This is a genomic window from Cellulosimicrobium marinum (assembly GCF_020551945.1).
Classification (GTDB): Bacteria; Actinomycetota; Actinomycetes; order Actinomycetales; family Cellulomonadaceae; genus Cellulosimicrobium; species Cellulosimicrobium marinum.
Genome location: NZ_JAJBZH010000003.1, coordinates 307,911 through 323,769, shown reverse-complemented (window position 1 = coordinate 323,769; position 15,859 = coordinate 307,911). Strand labels below are relative to the sequence as shown.

General features: G+C 74.9%; 14 protein-coding genes and 1 tRNA gene. 8 read left to right on the top strand and 7 right to left on the bottom strand.

Going from position 1 to position 15,859, the window contains the following annotated elements; genetic code table 11:
* Positions 1-35: 35 nt before the first annotated feature.
* Positions 36-302 carry a mycoredoxin gene (locus LGQ04_RS08665; protein ID WP_229243294.1) on the bottom strand — a complete coding sequence of 89 codons (267 nt, stop codon included), beginning with the start codon at positions 300-302 and terminating at the stop codon, positions 36-38.
* 164 nt (positions 303-466) lie between these two features.
* On the opposite strand from LGQ04_RS08665, the gene LGQ04_RS08660 reads away from it, so the two are divergent.
* The 3 genes from LGQ04_RS08660 to LGQ04_RS08650 all read left to right on the top strand — a co-directional run bounded on the left by LGQ04_RS08660 (position 467) and on the right by LGQ04_RS08650 (position 3,424).
* Positions 467-2,524 (top strand): ATP-dependent helicase, encoded by a 2,058-nt coding sequence (locus LGQ04_RS08660; protein WP_229243293.1) that lies wholly within the window; start codon positions 467-469, stop codon positions 2,522-2,524.
* Positions 2,525-2,666: 142 nt separating this feature from the next.
* Positions 2,667-2,822, top strand: a complete 156-nt coding sequence (locus LGQ04_RS08655) for a hypothetical protein (RefSeq protein WP_229243292.1) — start codon at positions 2,667-2,669, stop codon at positions 2,820-2,822.
* Between the two features lie 179 nt (positions 2,823-3,001).
* Entirely contained in the window at positions 3,002-3,424 is a 423-nt protein-coding gene (locus LGQ04_RS08650; protein ID WP_372470023.1) for a WhiB family transcriptional regulator, read from the top strand.
* Here the strand turns inward: LGQ04_RS08650 and LGQ04_RS08645 are convergent.
* Positions 3,407-4,561 (bottom strand): ThiF family adenylyltransferase, encoded by a 1,155-nt coding sequence (locus LGQ04_RS08645; RefSeq protein ID WP_229243291.1) that lies wholly within the window; start codon positions 4,559-4,561, stop codon positions 3,407-3,409. The two genes, LGQ04_RS08650 and LGQ04_RS08645, sit on opposite strands and share 18 nt — an antisense overlap.
* Before the next feature lie 238 nt (positions 4,562-4,799).
* On the opposite strand from LGQ04_RS08645, the gene LGQ04_RS08640 reads away from it, so the two are divergent.
* Positions 4,800-5,405 carry a YgjP-like metallopeptidase domain-containing protein gene (locus LGQ04_RS08640; protein WP_229243290.1) on the top strand — a complete coding sequence of 202 codons (606 nt, stop codon included), beginning with the start codon at positions 4,800-4,802 and terminating at the stop codon, positions 5,403-5,405.
* Here the strand turns inward: LGQ04_RS08640 and LGQ04_RS08635 are convergent.
* Entirely contained in the window at positions 5,398-6,906 is a 1,509-nt protein-coding gene (locus LGQ04_RS08635) for a zinc-dependent metalloprotease (protein WP_229243289.1), read from the bottom strand. The two genes, LGQ04_RS08640 and LGQ04_RS08635, sit on opposite strands and share 8 nt — an antisense overlap.
* A 71-nt stretch (positions 6,907-6,977) precedes the next feature.
* Here LGQ04_RS08635 and LGQ04_RS08630 point away from each other — a divergent pair, with 71 nt between their 5' ends.
* Together LGQ04_RS08630 and LGQ04_RS08625 are read left to right on the top strand one after the other, a co-directional pair.
* A complete protein-coding gene (locus LGQ04_RS08630) occupies positions 6,978-7,994 on the top strand; it encodes an NAD-dependent epimerase/dehydratase family protein (protein WP_229243288.1) in 1,017 nt (338 codons plus the stop codon).
* A gap of 79 nt (positions 7,995-8,073) precedes the next feature.
* Positions 8,074-9,177: a YlbL family protein gene (locus LGQ04_RS08625; protein WP_229243287.1), complete on the top strand. Its 1,104-nt coding sequence runs from the start codon at positions 8,074-8,076 to the stop codon at positions 9,175-9,177.
* A 3-nt stretch (positions 9,178-9,180) separates the two neighbouring features.
* Here the strand turns inward: LGQ04_RS08625 and LGQ04_RS08620 are convergent, their stop codons facing one another.
* A complete protein-coding gene (locus LGQ04_RS08620; RefSeq protein ID WP_229243286.1) occupies positions 9,181-9,801 on the bottom strand; it encodes a PPA1309 family protein in 621 nt (206 codons plus the stop codon).
* A 171-nt stretch (positions 9,802-9,972) separates the two neighbouring features.
* Between LGQ04_RS08620 and LGQ04_RS08615 the strand changes: the two genes are divergently transcribed.
* Both LGQ04_RS08615 and LGQ04_RS08610 read left to right on the top strand, forming a co-directional pair.
* Positions 9,973-13,023 (top strand): UPF0182 family membrane protein, encoded by a 3,051-nt coding sequence (locus LGQ04_RS08615; protein WP_229243285.1) that lies wholly within the window; start codon positions 9,973-9,975, stop codon positions 13,021-13,023.
* A 147-nt stretch (positions 13,024-13,170) separates the two neighbouring features.
* Positions 13,171-13,244, top strand: a tRNA-Met gene (locus LGQ04_RS08610).
* Between the two features lie 56 nt (positions 13,245-13,300).
* On the opposite strand, the gene LGQ04_RS08605 is transcribed toward LGQ04_RS08610, so the two are convergent.
* The 3 genes from LGQ04_RS08605 to LGQ04_RS08595 all read right to left on the bottom strand — a co-directional run bounded on the left by LGQ04_RS08605 (position 13,301) and on the right by LGQ04_RS08595 (position 15,760).
* Positions 13,301-13,774 carry a DUF6326 family protein gene (locus tag LGQ04_RS08605; protein ID WP_229243284.1) on the bottom strand — a complete coding sequence of 158 codons (474 nt, stop codon included), beginning with the start codon at positions 13,772-13,774 and terminating at the stop codon, positions 13,301-13,303.
* 190 nt (positions 13,775-13,964) lie between these two features.
* Positions 13,965-14,621 carry a response regulator gene (locus LGQ04_RS08600; protein ID WP_229243283.1) on the bottom strand — a complete coding sequence of 219 codons (657 nt, stop codon included), beginning with the start codon at positions 14,619-14,621 and terminating at the stop codon, positions 13,965-13,967.
* Positions 14,618-15,760, bottom strand: a complete 1,143-nt coding sequence (locus LGQ04_RS08595) for a sensor histidine kinase (protein ID WP_229243282.1) — start codon at positions 15,758-15,760, stop codon at positions 14,618-14,620. Before LGQ04_RS08595 ends, LGQ04_RS08600 begins: the two co-directional genes overlap by 4 nt.
* Positions 15,761-15,859: the final 99 nt, after the last annotated feature.

The following is a 15,859-nucleotide window of genomic DNA, read 5'->3' as shown; positions in this document are numbered from 1 at the left end:
GGAGGCACCGACACGGGAGGTGCTGGTGCGGGAGGTCAGGCCGCGAGGCGCTGCTTGACCTCGGCGAGGGACGGGTTGGTCGCGGCGGAGCCGTCGGGGAACACGACGGTCGGGACGGTCTGGTTCCCCCCGTTGACCTCCTCGACGAACGCGGCCGTCTCGGGGTGCTCCTCGATGTTCACCTCGGTGTACCCGATGCCCTCGGACTCGAGCTGCGTCTTGAGCCGGCGGCAGTAGCCGCACCAGCTCGTCGAGTACATGACGACGGAGCCTGCGGCGGGGGTGGTCGGGGCGGTCGGCATCGCGGTGCGTCTCCTCGGGTCGGGCTGCGGTTCGGATGGTGCGGGTGCGCGGGTGGTGCGGGTGGTGCGGGGTCGTGCGGTCGGGACAACGTCGCGGACCGTCCCGGTGTTCCCGGACGGCTCCGTGCGACCGGTGTCGGCGGCGGCTGCGACAATCGCCGGTGATGTCTTCCGCACCGACCGCCCCGGGCCCCGCCGTCCTCCCGAGCGCCGACGCGATCCTCGACGCGCTCGACCCCGACCAGCGCGACGTGGCCCTCGCGCTGCGCGGACCGGTCTGCGTCCTCGCGGGCGCGGGCACGGGCAAGACGCGCGCGATCACCCACCGCATCGCCTACGGCGTGCGCACCGGGGCGTACAGCCCGACGTCGGTCCTCGCCGTGACGTTCACGGCGCGGGCCGCGGGGGAGATGCGCACGCGGCTGCGCGAGCTCGGGGCGACGGGCGTGCAGGCCCGCACGTTCCACGCGGCTGCGCTGCGCCAGCTCGGGTACTTCTGGCCGAAGGTCGTGGGCGGCGCGCCGCCCCGCATCCTCGAGCACAAGGCCTCCGCGGTCGCCGAGGCGGCCCGACGGCTCGGGGTGGGCGTCGACCGCGTCGCGGTGCGGGACCTGTCGTCGGAGGTGGAGTGGGCGAAGGTCTCGCTCGTCACGGCCGACGACTACGTGCGCGCCTGCGACGCGATCGGCCGCGACGCGCCCGCCGGGTACGACCACCAGACCGTGGCCCGTCTCATCTCGGCCTACGAGGACGTCAAGACGGAACGCTCCGTCATCGACTTCGAGGACGTGCTCCTCATGCTCGGCGACATGCTCGCCACGCAGGGTGCGGTCGCCGACCAGGTCCGCCGCCAGTACCGCCACTTCGTCGTCGACGAGTACCAGGACGTCTCCCCGCTCCAGCAGTTCGTCCTCGACCAGTGGCTGGGCGGGCGCGACGAGCTGTGCGTCGTCGGCGACCCGTCCCAGACCATCTACTCCTTCACGGGCGCGACGCCGCACCACCTCCTCACGTTCTCCCGCACCCATCCCGGCGCGACGGTCGTCCGGCTCGTGCGCGACTACCGCTCCACGCCGCAGGTGGTCCACCTCGCCAACCAGCTCCTCGCCCGGGCGGGCCGGGCGGGCGGCGCCCACCAGGCCCTCGAGCTCGTGGCCCAGCGCCCCGCCGGCCCTCCCGTGTCCTACACCGCGTACGACGACGACGAGGCCGAGGCGGCGGGGATCGCCGCACGCGTCGGGCGGCTCCTCGCCGCGGGCACCCGCGCGAGCGAGATCGCCGTGCTCTACCGCACCAACGCGCAGTCCGAGGCGTTCGAGGCCGCGCTCGCCGACGCGGGCGTCGGGTACCTCGTACGCGGCGGGGAACGGTTCTTCCAGCGCAAGGAGGTGCGGGACGCCGTCGTGCTGCTGCGCGGCGCCGCGCGGTCCGCCGACCCGGAGGTGCCGATGGCGGACTCCGTGCGCGACGTGCTGGCCGCCGCGGGCTGGGCGCCGCAGCCCCCGGCCGCCCGGGGCGCCGCCCGCGAGCGCTGGGAGTCGATGCAGGCCCTCGTGGCGCTCGCGGACGACCTCGCCGCGTTCGCCGCGTCCGCGGGCGGGGAGCCGCCGTCGGTGGCGTCCTTCGTCGCGGAGCTGGAGGAGCGGTCCGCCGCGCAGCACGCGCCGACGGTCGAGGGCGTGACGCTCGCGTCGCTGCACGCCGCGAAGGGCCTGGAGTGGGACGCGGTGTTCCTCGCGGGGATGAGCGAGGGCCTCATGCCGATCTCGCTGGCGGAGACGGACGAGGCCGTCGCCGAGGAGCGTCGGCTGCTGTACGTCGGGATCACCCGTGCGCGCGAGCACCTGGAGGTGTCGTTCGCGCGCTCGCGGAACCCGGGCGGGCGGGCCACGCGGCGTCGGACGCGCTTCCTGGACGGGCTGTGGCCGGACGACCCGGCCGCGCCGCGGGGCCGGCGCGCTCGCTCGGGCCAGGCACGGGTGCAGCTCACGGGCGAGTACGACCGCGCGCTCTTCGACCGGCTGCGCGAGTGGCGGCTCCAGGTGGCGCAGGAGACGGACAAGCCGGCGTTCACGGTGCTCGTGGACGCGACGCTCGCCGCGGTTGCGGAGACCCGGCCGAGCACCGTCGCGGAGCTCGCGCGCATCAACGGCCTGGGGCCCGCGAAGATCGAGCGCTACGGCGCCACGCTCCTCGAGATCGTGGCCCGCGCGGACGGCTGACGGCGCCGCCGAGAACTTCTCGAAAGAAATCTCGGAAATAAGTTGTGCGCCCTTCCCGGGGCGGCATATGGTCGACGAGTCCTGATGGAGAGGGGCGCGCCGAGAGGCGGGCTCCCGACGGAGAGAGGGGGTGGGAGAGCTGATGAAGAACCAGATCGCCATGGTGCACCTGCTGGATCTCGCGACCGCGAACGCGGGCACGCCAGGAGGGCTCCGTCCGCGTGCAGCCGCACATGGCGGCGGCACCTTCGTCACCCGCCCCGCTCCCGACTCCGCCTCCAGGACGTCTCCGGTCTGACCGACCGGCGCCTCCCAGGCCGCGGAGTCCCTCTCGGACCCGCGGCCTTCGTGTTCCTCCCGGAGCACGACTGTCGATGAGGATCACCCGCGATTCCCGTCCACCGGACGGGACCGCTGTCCTCAGGGTCCTGTGACGACGACGTTCACACCCACGACAGGACATCACTGGAGGACATCGTGCGGCTCACCGCGCTGCTCGACAACATCACGGCCCAGGGCGGATCCGGCCCCTGGGCACCCCACCCACCTCATCGACCGACCGCCGCCCCGCTGGGGGCGAACGACGCCGCCGAGTTCGACCGGCTCCTGGCCGGTCTCCTGCCGTGCCGCAGCAACGACCCCGAGCTGTGGTTCGCGGAGCGCACCGCCGAGGTCGAGCAGGCCAAGGCGCTGTGCCGCACGTGCCCGCTCGTCGAGGGTTGCCTCGCCGGGGCCGTGGACCGTCGCGAGCCCTGGGGCGTCTGGGGCGGCGAGGTCTTCGTGGACGGCGTCGTCGTCGCCCGCAAGCGGGGCCGCGGCCGCCCGAGCAAGGCCGAGGTGCTCGCCCGCCAGGAGGAGGAGGCCCGGCAGCAGGCCGACGCCTCAGCCACCGCCGCCTGACCGCCGCACCCCTCGGACGAGGCGCGTCCCGTCCGGGGGTGCGGTGGTCAGCCCGCCGCACCCGCAGCGCGGGTGCCGGTCGAGGTCGCGCACCCGCGGAACGCCGTCCGGGGCCGGGACCTCGAGGAACGCGCCGCACGTCCGCGGCGTCGACCCGTCGAGCGCCGCGAGCACCTGACCCGCGGCGACCGCGCCCGCGACGGCCGCGAGGACGGACTCCTCGCTCCCGGCACCCGCCTGCTCGCGCAGCTGCCGGGCGACCTGCGGCCAGCACGGGTCCACCTCGGCGCGGGCGAGGTCCGCGCACGTGAGGCACGGGTCGGTCCCGGGACGGACGAACGGGCCGACGACGACGTCCGCCTCCCGGACCACGACCGACAGGTGCGCCACGCCGTCCCCGACGAGCTCGCGCACGCGCTGCGGGTCGGCGCACCCGTGCTCGACGACCACGACGACGTCCGGCGGCTCGACCCCGCTCCCGCCCGTCCCCGTCCCCGACCCGGTCACGGTCCCCGTCGCGTCCGCCGAGCCCGGTCCTGCTCCCGCACTCGTCCCCGTCCCCGCAGCCGTCCTGACGTCGGGGGAGACCTCCGCGACCGTGCGCGCGAGGGCACGTTCGCGGGGAGTGCCGACGTCCCGCAGGCGGTACGGTCCGGCGCCGACGTCGGTGACGAGGACGGGCGCGGGGTCGTGGAGGGTCACGGCCCCGACGCCGGCGCTCGCGAGCGTCACCGCGACCGTGGCGCCGATCCTGCCGAGCCCCACGACGGCGACGGTGGACCGCGCGCGCGTCGCGAGCGTGCGGTGCCCGGCGCCGTCGGGCCGCAGCGCCCCCAGCACGGCCAGGTCGGCGGCACCGGCGCCGGGTGCGGGGCTCCGGACGCGCCGTACCGGGCGCGGGACGAGCACGTTCGCGTCCCCGAGGAGCCGTTCCAGGCGTGCGCCGCGCTCGGTGGGCAGGTCCGGGAGGTGCCGCGCGGCGCCGGCCGCGGCGCCCAGGGCGAGGACGAGCTGTTCGTCCTCCTCGGCGAGCCCGACCAGCCGCACCGCCCATCGCGGGTCGGTGCCGAGCTGCACCTCGCCGGGGGCGCGGCGCAGGACGGGGGTGGACGGGCGCAGGACGCGCGGTCGGGGCACGGGACGCTCCAGTCGGTCGACCGGCCGGGCGGCCGGGACGCCAGGCTCGCACGTCGCGACGTGTCGGCGGGCGTCGTCCACAGGCCCGGGGACCGTGTCGCCAGCGGGCCCGCGCGTGGCGGGTCGGCGCCGGTGTGCTGGTGAACGTTTGACCCGGACCCGGCCGACCGCCGGGCCCGTGCCGCGGCGCACGGCGTGGACCCTGCCATTTCATGGCGAGAACCACTACGGTCGTGGCGTGGTCCGAGAGACGGTCGTGGAGGTCCGGCGAAGCCGCCGGCGCAAGAGCACCGTGAGCGCCTACCGCGACGGCGACCGGACGATCGTCGCGATCCCGGCGCGGTTCACGCGCGAGCAGGAGCGCGAGTGGGTGCAGCGCATGCTCGGCCGCCTCGCGGACTCCGAACGCCGCCGCCGCCCGTCCGACGACGAGCTGGAGCGTCGGGCCGTCGAGCTCTCCGCGAAGTACCTCGACGGCCGCGCACGGCCCACGAGCGTCCGGTGGGCGGAGAACCAGGACCGCCGGTGGGGGTCGTGCACGCTCATCGACGGCTCGATCCGCATCTCGACGCGGGTGCGGGGGATGCCGGGCTGGGTGCTCGACTACGTGCTCCTGCACGAGCTCGCGCACCTGCTGCACGCGGGGCACGGGCCGGGGTTCTGGCGGCTCCTCGACGCCTACCCGCGCACCGACCGTGCGCGCGGCTTCCTCGAGGGCTACTCGTTCGCGCGCGACGCGGCGGCGCCGGGCTCCCCGGCGGACGACGAGCCGGGGGCCGACGAACCCGCCGACGACGAGCCTTCCGAGGACCAGCCCGCCGACGACGAGCCGGCGGTCACCTGACGTCCGGCCCCTCGGGGCTCTCGGGCGGGGTGTCGCCGGGCTCCGCGGTCCGGAAGATCTCCTCCAGCGCCTTGTCGACGTCGGCGACCTCCTCGCGTGCGGCGTCGCGGCGGCCGGAGTAGCCCGCGGGGTCGTCGAGGTCGGTCGCGCCGGGCAGCAGGTCGGGGTGGTCCCACACGGCGTCCCGGCCGGCCGGACCGGAGCGCGTGGTGATGAGCGCCCAGAGCGCGGCGGCGTCGCGCGAGCGTCGGGGCCGCAGCTCGAGGCCGACGAGCGAGGCGAAGGTGTGCTCGGCGGGGCCGCCGGCCGCGCGGCGTCGGCGCAGCATCTCGCGCAGGGGCACGGCGTGCGGCAGGTGGGGGAGCGCGGCGGTCGCCGTCACCTCGTCCACCCAGCCCTCGACGAGGGCGAGGGTGGTCTCGAGGCGGAGCAGGGTCGTCTGCTGCTCCGGCGTGTTCTGCAGGCCGAAGACCCCGCCCGACAACGCGGCCTGGATCGCGCCGGTGTCGGTGAGGTCGACGTCGGCGAGCCCGGACTCCAGCGCGTCGAGGTCGATGGTGATGCCGCGCGCGTAGGCGTCGACGAGGCCGAGGAGGTGGCCGCGCAGCCAGGAGACGTGCGTGAAGAGCCGGGCGTGCGCGGCTTCGCGCAGCGCGAGGAACAGGCGCACCTCGTCCGCGGGGGCGTCGAGGCCCTCCGAGAACGCGGCGACGTTGGCGGGCACCAGGACGGTGGCGGGCCGGTCGAGGAGCGGCAGCCCGACGTCGGTCGCGCCGAAGACCTCGCGCGACAGCGTGCCCGCGGCCTGGCCGATCTGCATGCCGAACACCGCGGACCCGAGGCGCTGCATGAGGGCCGTCGGGTCGCTCCCCAGCCCTCCGAGCCCGCCCGCCGGCCCGCCGTCGGGCAGGCCCGGGAGCCGGAACCCGATGCCGGGTGCGGCGTCCTCGGGGCCGGAGAGGTCCCCGAACCGGTCGCCGAGCTGGTCGCGGAGCACGGTCGCGAGGGCGTCGGCCACGGACGACGCCACCGGCGCGACGAGCGTGTTCCACGCCGGCAGGGTCGCCTCGACCCACTCGGACCGGCTCCAGGCGTGGCTGCGCCCGCCGGCGGGCGGGAGGTCGGTCACGGCGTCGAGCCACAGCTCGGCGACGGACAGGGCCTGGACGACGTCGCGCTGCTGCGCGCCCGTCACGGACGGGTCGCCCTCGGCGACGGAGACCTGCCGCGCGACGTCGTGCGCGACCTCGGTGTTCACGGGGCCGTCGGTCGGCGTCGCGAGAAGGCGCTGCACCTGGGCCATGACGTGCTGGAGGAGCTGCGGGTCCGGTGCGGCGCCCCCGGTGGCGGCGAGCGCCTGCGGGTCGAACCCGCGGGCGCGCAACTCGCGCAGCGCGTCGTCCGCGCCCGGGCCGAGCATCGAGCGCAGGAGCTCCTCGAAGCCGCGGTCCGCCCCCTCGTCGTCGGGGCCGGGGGTGCGGTCGGGGGGAAGGCTGCTCATGCCGGGACTCCTCACGGTAGCGTCGGGACTCACCGTAACCACGATCGCGCGCGCAGAACGGGGGCAGGCCCATGTCCGAGGGTGCGGTTCGCTCACGGCGCAGCGCCGACGGGCCCGGTCCGGGCGACGAGCCCGGCGAGACGGTCGTGGTGGGGGCGGGCGCGGTCGCCGAGGCGGTGCGTTCCGGGCTGGGAGCACGCGGCACGACGACGCGTCCCGGCTCGGACGGGACGTGGACGGACGCGGTGCGTCGGCTCGTGCTCGTCGTCCCGGCGGGCGAGTTCGGTCCGCCGGCACCGGACCCCGACGACGTGCGGCGGGTCGTCGCCGCGGCGGTCGCGCACGGCGCGGAGCACGTCGTCCTCGTGACGTCGGCGGCGGTGCACGGCGCCGCCCCGGGCCGCCTCGTGGACGACGACGACCCGGTCGACCCGGCGGCGTCGGGCCTCGCGGCCGACCTCGCCACGGCGGAGGAGGCCGCCCGGGGCGCGTGCGGCCCCGTGCCGTTCGCGGTCGTGCGCCCCGCGGTCCTCGTGGGGCCCGGCGTCGACACGGTCCTCACCCGACACTTCGAGGCCCCGCGCCTGCTCACGGTGCGCGGCGGGGACCGCACGTGGCAGCTCCTCCACGTGGAGGACCTGGTCGCGGCGGTGCGGGTCGTCCTGGAGCAGCGCCTGGAGGGGGCCCTCACGGCCGGGGCGCTGCGCGGTGGCGCCCCGGACACGCTGGACTCCGAGACGGTCGCCGCGGTCGCAGGCCTGCGGACGGTGTCGCTGCCCGCGCACACGGCGTTCGGCGTCGCCGAGCGCCTGCACCGGGTGGGCGTGCTCCCGTCGCCCGCGAGCGACCTCGCCCTCGTCGTGTACCCGTGGACGGTGACCGCGCGGCGGTTGCACGACGCCGGGTGGTCGCCCGCGTGGTCGAGCGCGGCCGCGCTCGAGGTGCTCGTGGACCAGGTCCGGGGGCGGGTCGGGGTGGGCGGTCGCCGCTTCGGCGGCCGCGACGCCGCGGCCCTGGGCGCGGCGGGGGCGGCCGTCGCCGTGGTCGCCACGGCGGCCGTGTGGCGCCAGGCCCGGCCCCGCCGCTGACCGGTGCGCCCAGGACGGGCGACCGGGCGGCGTCGGGCACCTGGAGCACCGTCCCAGGAATCTCGGGGATGATGGCCCGGTGAGCGACACGCCCTCCTTCGACGACCTCCTCACCGAGGACGAGGCCCCGCCCGTCACCCGCCGGTCCGTGACCTTCGGCATCTCCCTGCTCGCCACGACCCTGCTCGTCGCGGGGCTCGCCGTGCTCCCCGCGCCGTACGCGGTGCGCTCGCCCGGGCCGACCGAGGACACCCTCGGGTCGCAGGACGGGACGCCGCTCATCTCGGTCACGGGCGCGCAGACGTACGACTCGACGGGCGAGCTGCGCCTGACGACCGTGTCGGTCGCGGGCGGGCCGGGCTACCCGGTGAACCTCGCCCAGGTCGTGCAGGGATGGTTCGACGGCTCGCGGTCCGTGCGGCCCGTGGAGGAGGTGTTCCCCGCCGACCGGACCAAGGAGGAGACGGAGGAGCAGGGGCAGGCCGAGATGATCTCCTCGCAGGAGAACGCGACGGTCGCCGCGCTCACCGAGCTCGGGTACGACGTCCCGGCGACGCTCACCGTGCAGGGCACGAGCCCGGGCACGGGTGCGGCGGGCGTGGTCGAGGAGGGCGACGTCATCGTGGCGCTCGACGGCGCGCCCGTGCCCACGTACCAGGACCTCATCGACGGGCTCGCCGCGGTGACGCCGGGCGACGACGTGTCCCTGGGGGTGGTGCGGGACGGGGACCGCACGGACGTCACGGTGACGACGAGCGACGGCGGCGACACGGCCGTGCTCGGGGTCTTCATCGACCCGGCGTTCGACTTCCCGGTGGACGTCACCATCCAGATCGACGACATCGGCGGCCCGAGCGCGGGGATGATGTTCGCGCTCGGCATCGTGGACCAGCTCACGCCCGAGGACGAGGCGGACGGCGTCTCGATCGCGGGCACGGGGACCATGAGCGTCGAGGGCGACGTCGGGCCGATCGGCGGCATCCAGCAGAAGCTGTACGGCGCGGTGCGCGACGGGTCGACGTGGTTCCTCGCGCCGCAGGAGAACTGCCCCGAGGTCGTCGGCAACGTCCCGGACGGCCTGCAGGTCGCCGCGGTGTCGACCCTCGCGGACGCCCGTGCGGCGATGACGGCGATCGGCGCGGGGGAGGGCTCGACCCTGCCCACGTGCGAGGCGCGGGGCTGAGGATCAGTCCTCGAGCGTCGCGGCCAGCCCGCCGACGAGTCCCGGGACGAGGTCCGGGCCGGAGGCGACGTCCGCGGAGGTGTCGTGCGCGCGCGAGCGCACGGCGCACCACGCCTCGCCCGTGCGCAGCACCCCGACGGCGACGCGCACGTCCTGCCGGTCGGGGTGGTTCACGAGGTGGTCGAGCGCGGCCTCGGGGTCGTCCGGCACGCCCTCCTCGGCGGCGGGCGGCAGGACGATGCGCTCGACGACGAGGGCGGTGCCGTCGACCGTCGCAGGCCACGCGACCCGCGCGAGCGCCTCCTCGAGGTCGCCGTCCACGCCGAACCCCTCCTGCTCCACCGAGAGCAGGTGGTGCGGGTCGGCGGCCGCTGCGGCGACGACGTCGGCCGGGAGCCGCCCGGCGAGCGACGGGTCCTCCGCGAGCGCACGGGCGGTGCTCACGAGCGCGAACAGGCGGGGCGGGGCGTCCCAGCCGGCGTCCGCGGCGTGGTTCTCGATCTCGTGCACGGACAGGGCGAGGGAGCGCTGCGCGGCGGGCAGGGGCGGCCGGGTCGCCGGGTCGTCGGGGGTCGCCGGGTCGCCGGGGGAGGAGGCGGACGGGGCGTCGTCGGGGCGGGTCATGGGCCCATCGTCGCAGAGGCCCGTGCCGACCACCCCGTCCGGCGCGTGGACGTGGGAACCTAGGAGGACGTGCAGGCGTTGACCCGGTGGGCACGTCTGCGATGACCGACGGCCGACCGACGGCCGACCGCCCAGCACGTCCGAGTCTCGACGCAAAGAGGTACACGCACCGTGTCATTCGCCGCAGCGCCCCGCCGGCCGTCCTCCGGGGCGCGGCCCGCCCGGCGCCGGAGTCCTATCGGGATCGCGATCGCCGTCGTCGGCGTCCTCGTGGTCCTGCTCCTGCTGCTCGCCCAGTTCTGGACCGAGGTCCTGTGGTTCACCCAGCTCGACTTCGAGAGCGTGCTGTGGACGCAGTGGGGCACGCGCATCGCGCTGTTCGTCGCCGGGTTCCTCGTCATGGGCGGGCTCGTCTTCCTGTCGTTCTCCCTCGCCTACCGGTCACGGCCGATCTACGCGCCGTCGACGCCCGAGCAGGCGACGCTCGACCAGTACCGCGAGGCGGTCGAGCCGCTGCGCAAGGTCGTCATGATCGTCGCGCCGGCGCTCGTCGGCTTCTTCGCGGGCGCGGCCGCGGCGTCCCAGTGGCAGACCGTGCTGCTCGCGCTGAACTCGGTGCCCTTCGGGACGAACGACCCGCAGTGGGGCATCGACCTGTCGTTCTACGTCTTCACGCTCCCGATGCTGCGCTTCGTCGTGAGCTTCCTCATGGCGGTCGTCATCATCTCCGGCATCGCCGCGCTCGCCACGCACTACCTGTACGGCGGCGTGCGCATCGGCGGGGGCGCCGACGCCGGGCCGCGCACCACGACCGCGGCACGCGTGCAGCTCTCCGTCACGGCGGCGATCCTCATGCTGCTCATCGGCGCGAACTACTGGCTCGACCGGTACTCGATCCTCACGTCCGCCGGTGACCGGTTCGACGGCGCGTCGTACTCCGACGTGCACGCCGTCATCCCGTCGAAGGCGATCCTCACGGTCGTGGCGCTGCTCGTCGCCGCGCTGTTCGTCGTCACCGCGGTCCGCGGCGACTGGCGCCTCCCCGCGATCGGCGTGGGCCTCATGGTCGTCTCGGCGATCGCCATCGGCGGGATCTACCCGTCGGTCGTGCAGCGCTTCCAGGTCACGCCGAACGCGCAGGACTTCGAGGAGCCGTACATCCAGCGCAACATCGACGCGACGAAGGCCGCGTACGGCATCGACGACGTGCAGACGGAGCCGTACAACGCGAGCACGCAGGCCGAGGCGGGCGCGCTGCGGGAGGATGCCGACACGACCGCGTCGATCCGCCTGCTCGACCCGGAGATCGTCAGCCCGTCGTTCAGCCAGCTCCAGCAGAACAAGCAGTACTACCAGTTCTCCGACTCGCTGTCCGTCGACCGCTACACGATCGACGAGGAGAGCCGCGACACGGTCATCGCCGTGCGCGAGCTCAACCAGGAGGGCCTCGGCGCCGACGCGCGCAACTGGGTCAACGACCACACCGTCTACACCCACGGGTTCGGCGTCGTCGCGGCCTACGGCAACCAGATCGGCCCCGACGGCCGCCCCGCGTTCTACGAGGGGTCGATTCCCTCGACGGGCGCGTTCACGGACGCGGGCGGGTACGAGCCCCGCATCTACTTCTCGCCCGAGGCGCCGCAGTACTCGATCGTCGGCGCCCCCGAGGGCACGGACCCCTGGGAGCTGGACTACCCCGACGACGAGTCGGGCGGCCAGGTGAACAACACGTTCCCCACGCAGGACATCGCGGCCGGGCCGAGCGTCGGGTCGTTCATGAACAAGGTGCTGTACGCGCTGAAGTTCGGGTCCGAGCAGATCCTCTTCTCCGACCGCGTGACGGAGGACTCGCAGATCCTCTACGACCGCAGCCCGCGTGACCGCGTGGCGAAGGTCGCGCCGTACCTCACCCTCGACGGGCGCGTGTACCCGGCGGTCGTCGACGGGCGCGTCAAGTGGATCGTCGACGGGTACACCACGAGCAACGCGTACCCGTACTCCACGTCGGAGTCGCTCGACGAGTCGACGGCGGACTCCCTCGTCGCCGCGAACTCGGTCGAGGCTCTCGCCCCGCAGGAGGTCAACTACATCCGCAACTCCGTCAAGGCGACGGTCGACGCGTACGACGGCTCCGTCGACCTGTACGCGTGGGACGCCGAGGACCCGGTGCTGCAGGCGTGGACGCAGGTGTTCCCGAGCTCGGTGCAGCCGATCACGGAGATCAGCGGCGACCTCATGAGCCACCTGCGGTACCCGGAGGACCTGTTCAAGGTGCAGCGCACCCTGCTCGCGGCGTACCACGTGGACGACGCGCGCCAGTTCTTCTCCCAGCAGGACTTCTGGCGCACGCCGGAGGACCCGACGGCGTCCACGACCGGGGGCACCACGCCGCTGCAGCCCCCGTACTACCTCACGCTGCAGATGCCGAGCCAGGACGACCCGACGTTCTCCCTCATGTCAACGTTCATCCCGGGCGGTCAGAGCGACCGCAACATCCTCACCGGGTTCCTCGCGGTCGACGCGGAGCCGGGCGACGAGGACGGGGTGCGCTCGGAGGACTACGGCACGCTGCGGCTGCTCGAGCTGCCGCGCAACTCGACCGTGCCGGGCCCGGGCCAGGTGCAGAACAACTTCGACTCCAACCCGACGGTCTCGACCGAGCTCAACCTGCTGCGTCAGGGCGACTCGAGCGTGATCAACGGCAACCTGCTCACCCTCCCCGTAGGCGGCGGTCTGCTGTACGTGCAGCCGGTCTACGTGCAGTCGACGCAGGGCACCCAGTTCCCGCTGCTGCGCAAGGTCCTCGTGTCGTTCGGCGACGAGGTCGGCTTCGCCGACACGCTCGACGAGGCGCTCGACCAGGTGTTCGGCGGAGACTCCGGCGCGAGCGCCGGCGACGCCGACGGCGGCGTGGACACCGAGGTGCCCGACCAGCCGGCCGACGGCGAGACCCCGGCGCCCACCGAGCCCGGGACGGGCGAGGACACCGAGACGGAGGAGCCGACGGACGGCGAGACCTCCGCGCCGTCGGACGGCACGGTCAACGGCGAGGCGCGGGCCCGGCTCGACCAGGCGCTCAGCGCCGCGCAGCAGGCCATCGAGGACGGCCAGGCGGCGCTCGCGGAAGGTGACTTCGCGGCGTACGGCGAGTCGCAGGAGCGCCTGCAGTCGGCGCTCGAGTCGGCCCTCGCCGCCGAGCAGGAGCTCGACTCCACGCCGTAGGGCGGCTGACGCCTCTGCACGGCCCGGACGGGCGGGACCACGCACCGTGGTCCCGCCCGTCCGTCGTCGCAGGACCGGGCGTGACGCACGTCTCCGCGGAGCGATTTGGCCGGGTCGCCGGGTTGTGCGTAGAGTAGTGATCACCGACGCGGGGTGGAGCAGCTCGGTAGCTCGCTGGGCTCATAACCCAGAGGTCGCAGGTTCAAATCCTGCCCCCGCTACGAATGTCCTCGGACATCGGATGGCCGGACCTTCAGCACGAAGGTCCGGCCATTCGTCATTGCGGGAGGGCGACCGGTGACGCCGGCGCCCGACGTTCCGACACCGCGGCGCGGGGCCAGGTCCAGGCGGTCCGCAGGACGAGGGCGAGGAGGACGAGCTCCAGCACCACGCCCAGGCCGTAGAAGTAAACCCAGGTCTCGCCCACCACGTTGAACAGGGCGTAGGGGACCTGCACGGCGGCCACGACGAGGTTGGTCGTCCGGTTCGCGCGTGCGGGTAGCGTCGCCGACAGCACGATCATGAGGATCGGGACGGCCATGAGCGCGACGAACGTGGTCAGCAGGGACTGGCTGACGTCGAACTCCCAGACCGTGCCCGCGAGGATGCCGTCGACGACGCCGGGTTTGAAGAACGCGACGATGTCCACGTACGCGTACAGGAACATCACGCCCGTCCAGGCTGCGACGAGCGTGGCGCGTACGGGCAGGGGCTGGTCGTCGAGCGGGCCGGTGGTGCGGTGCGGTCTCATCGTCGTCTCCGTCGGTCGTGGTGGGTGTCGGCGGTTCCACGATGGCCGGGGCCCGGCGTCGGGCACACCGTCCGAGGGGTCGGAGTCCGCTCGGCCGAAGGGACGGCCCGTCCCTCCTGCTGTCGGGTGGCCGTCGACGTCGGGCATCGCGACCGGGGGCGGACGGACGGGGGAGTGCGGGCTCGGCTCCCTAGGGCCCGACCCTGCCGGTGTCGTAGGCCCACATGGCGATCTCGACCCTGTTCCGCGCGCCGAGCTTGGTGAGCAGGCTCGCGACGTGGGTCTTGGCGGTGGTGAGGCTGATGAAGAGCTCGCCGGCGATCTCGGGGTTCGTGCGGCCGACGGCGACGAGCCGGAGCACCTCCTCCTCACGCGGGGTGAGGGGCTCGACCGGCTGGGCGCGGCGCGTCGGCGAGGCCCCCGCGGCGAGGGTCGCCAGCAGCCGCCGGGTGACGTTGGGCGCGATCAGGGCGTCGCCGTCGGCGGCGGCGCGGACGGCCTGCAGCAGGAGGTCCGGACCGGCGTCCTTGAGGAGGAACCCGCGGGCGCCGGCGCGCAGCGCTCCGTGGACGTACTCGTCCAGGTCGAACGTCGTGATCACCACGACCGCGATCGGGTCCGCGACGTCCCGGCCTGCGAGCCTCTCGGTCACCTCGATGCCGTCCAGCCCGGGCATGCGGACGTCGACCAGGCACACGTCGGGCCGGAGCCGTCGCGCGAGGTCGACGGCGACCCTCCCGTCGGCGGCCTCGCCGACGACCTCGACGTCGGGCTGGGCGTCGAGGATCATCGCGAGGCCGGTGCGCACGAGGTCCTGGTCGTCGGCGACGAGCACGCGCACGGTCATCGGGGCGCCTCCGTCGGCAGCTCGGCGTCGACCGCCCACCCGCCCCCGGGCGTCGGCCCGGAGCGCAGCGTGCCGCCGAGCAGCCGCGCGCGCTCGGTCATCCCCAGCAGACCGAAGCCCTGTGGAGCCGGTTGCGCCGAGGTGGTCCGGCCGTCGTCGACCACGCGGAGGCATACCCGGCCCGCGTCCTCGGTGACCGTGATCTCGACGCGCGACGCGTCCCGGGCGTGCCGCAGCGCGTTGGTGAGCGCCTCCACGGCGATCCGGTACACCGCCGCGGAGACCTGGGGCTGCACCCCGTCCAGGTCGTCGGCCAGGTCGACGTCGACCACGGGGTCGGGGGCGCGGCGGGCGAGCGGCACCAGGTCGGCGATGCCGGGCTGGGGACCGTGGTCCGCCGGCCCCCGGTCGCGCAGGACGCGGACCATCGCCCGCATCTCCGCCAAGGTCCGCGTCGCCTCCTCCTCGATACGGGCCAGCGCGTCGAGCGCCCCTCCCGGTCGCTGCCCGGCCACGGCCCGGCCGGCCTGCGCCTGGAGGGTGATGGCCGAGACGTGGTGGGCGACCGAGTCGTGGAGCTCGCGGGCGAGGTGCACGCGCTCCTGGTCCCGGACCTGGTCGAGCGCCCGACGGCGACTCTCGGCGCGGTAGCGGGCCGCCGCACCGGCTGCCGCTGCCGCGACCAGGACGGCGAGCCCGCCCAGCAGCTCCGCCGGTGCGGTGTCGGCGGTCGCGGTGCCGACCGTCGCCGCGACCGCCACCACGGCGAGCCCGACCACGACCTGTCGTCCCGAGCCCCACCGGACCAGCGCGTGGACGAGCACCAGGAGGAACACCATCGTGTCGAGGCCCACGTCGGGGACCCCCGCCAGCGCGCCCAGCAGCCCCAGCGTCGTGCTCGCCCCGAAGCCCACGGCGACGCAGACCAGCGGGTGGGTGCGCCGCCACAGCAGCACCGGGGCGAGCGCGACGGCCGCGACGGTCACGACCGGCCACCACGCGACGTCGTCGCGCAGGATCCCTTCGAGCACCGCGGCCACCATCACCACGCCCACCAGCGCCCCGTCGCGCCACGTCCGCCCGGGCGGGTCCGCGACGCGCGGCTCGTCCCAGACCGAGCGCACGACCGTTCCGATCACGTCCCCCAGCCTAGGGACCGACGCCGCGTCGCGGACCGGCCGAAAGGACGAGAAGCCGCCCCCCGGCGGAGAGCCGCGTCGCGCAGGGCCCCGGGTCGA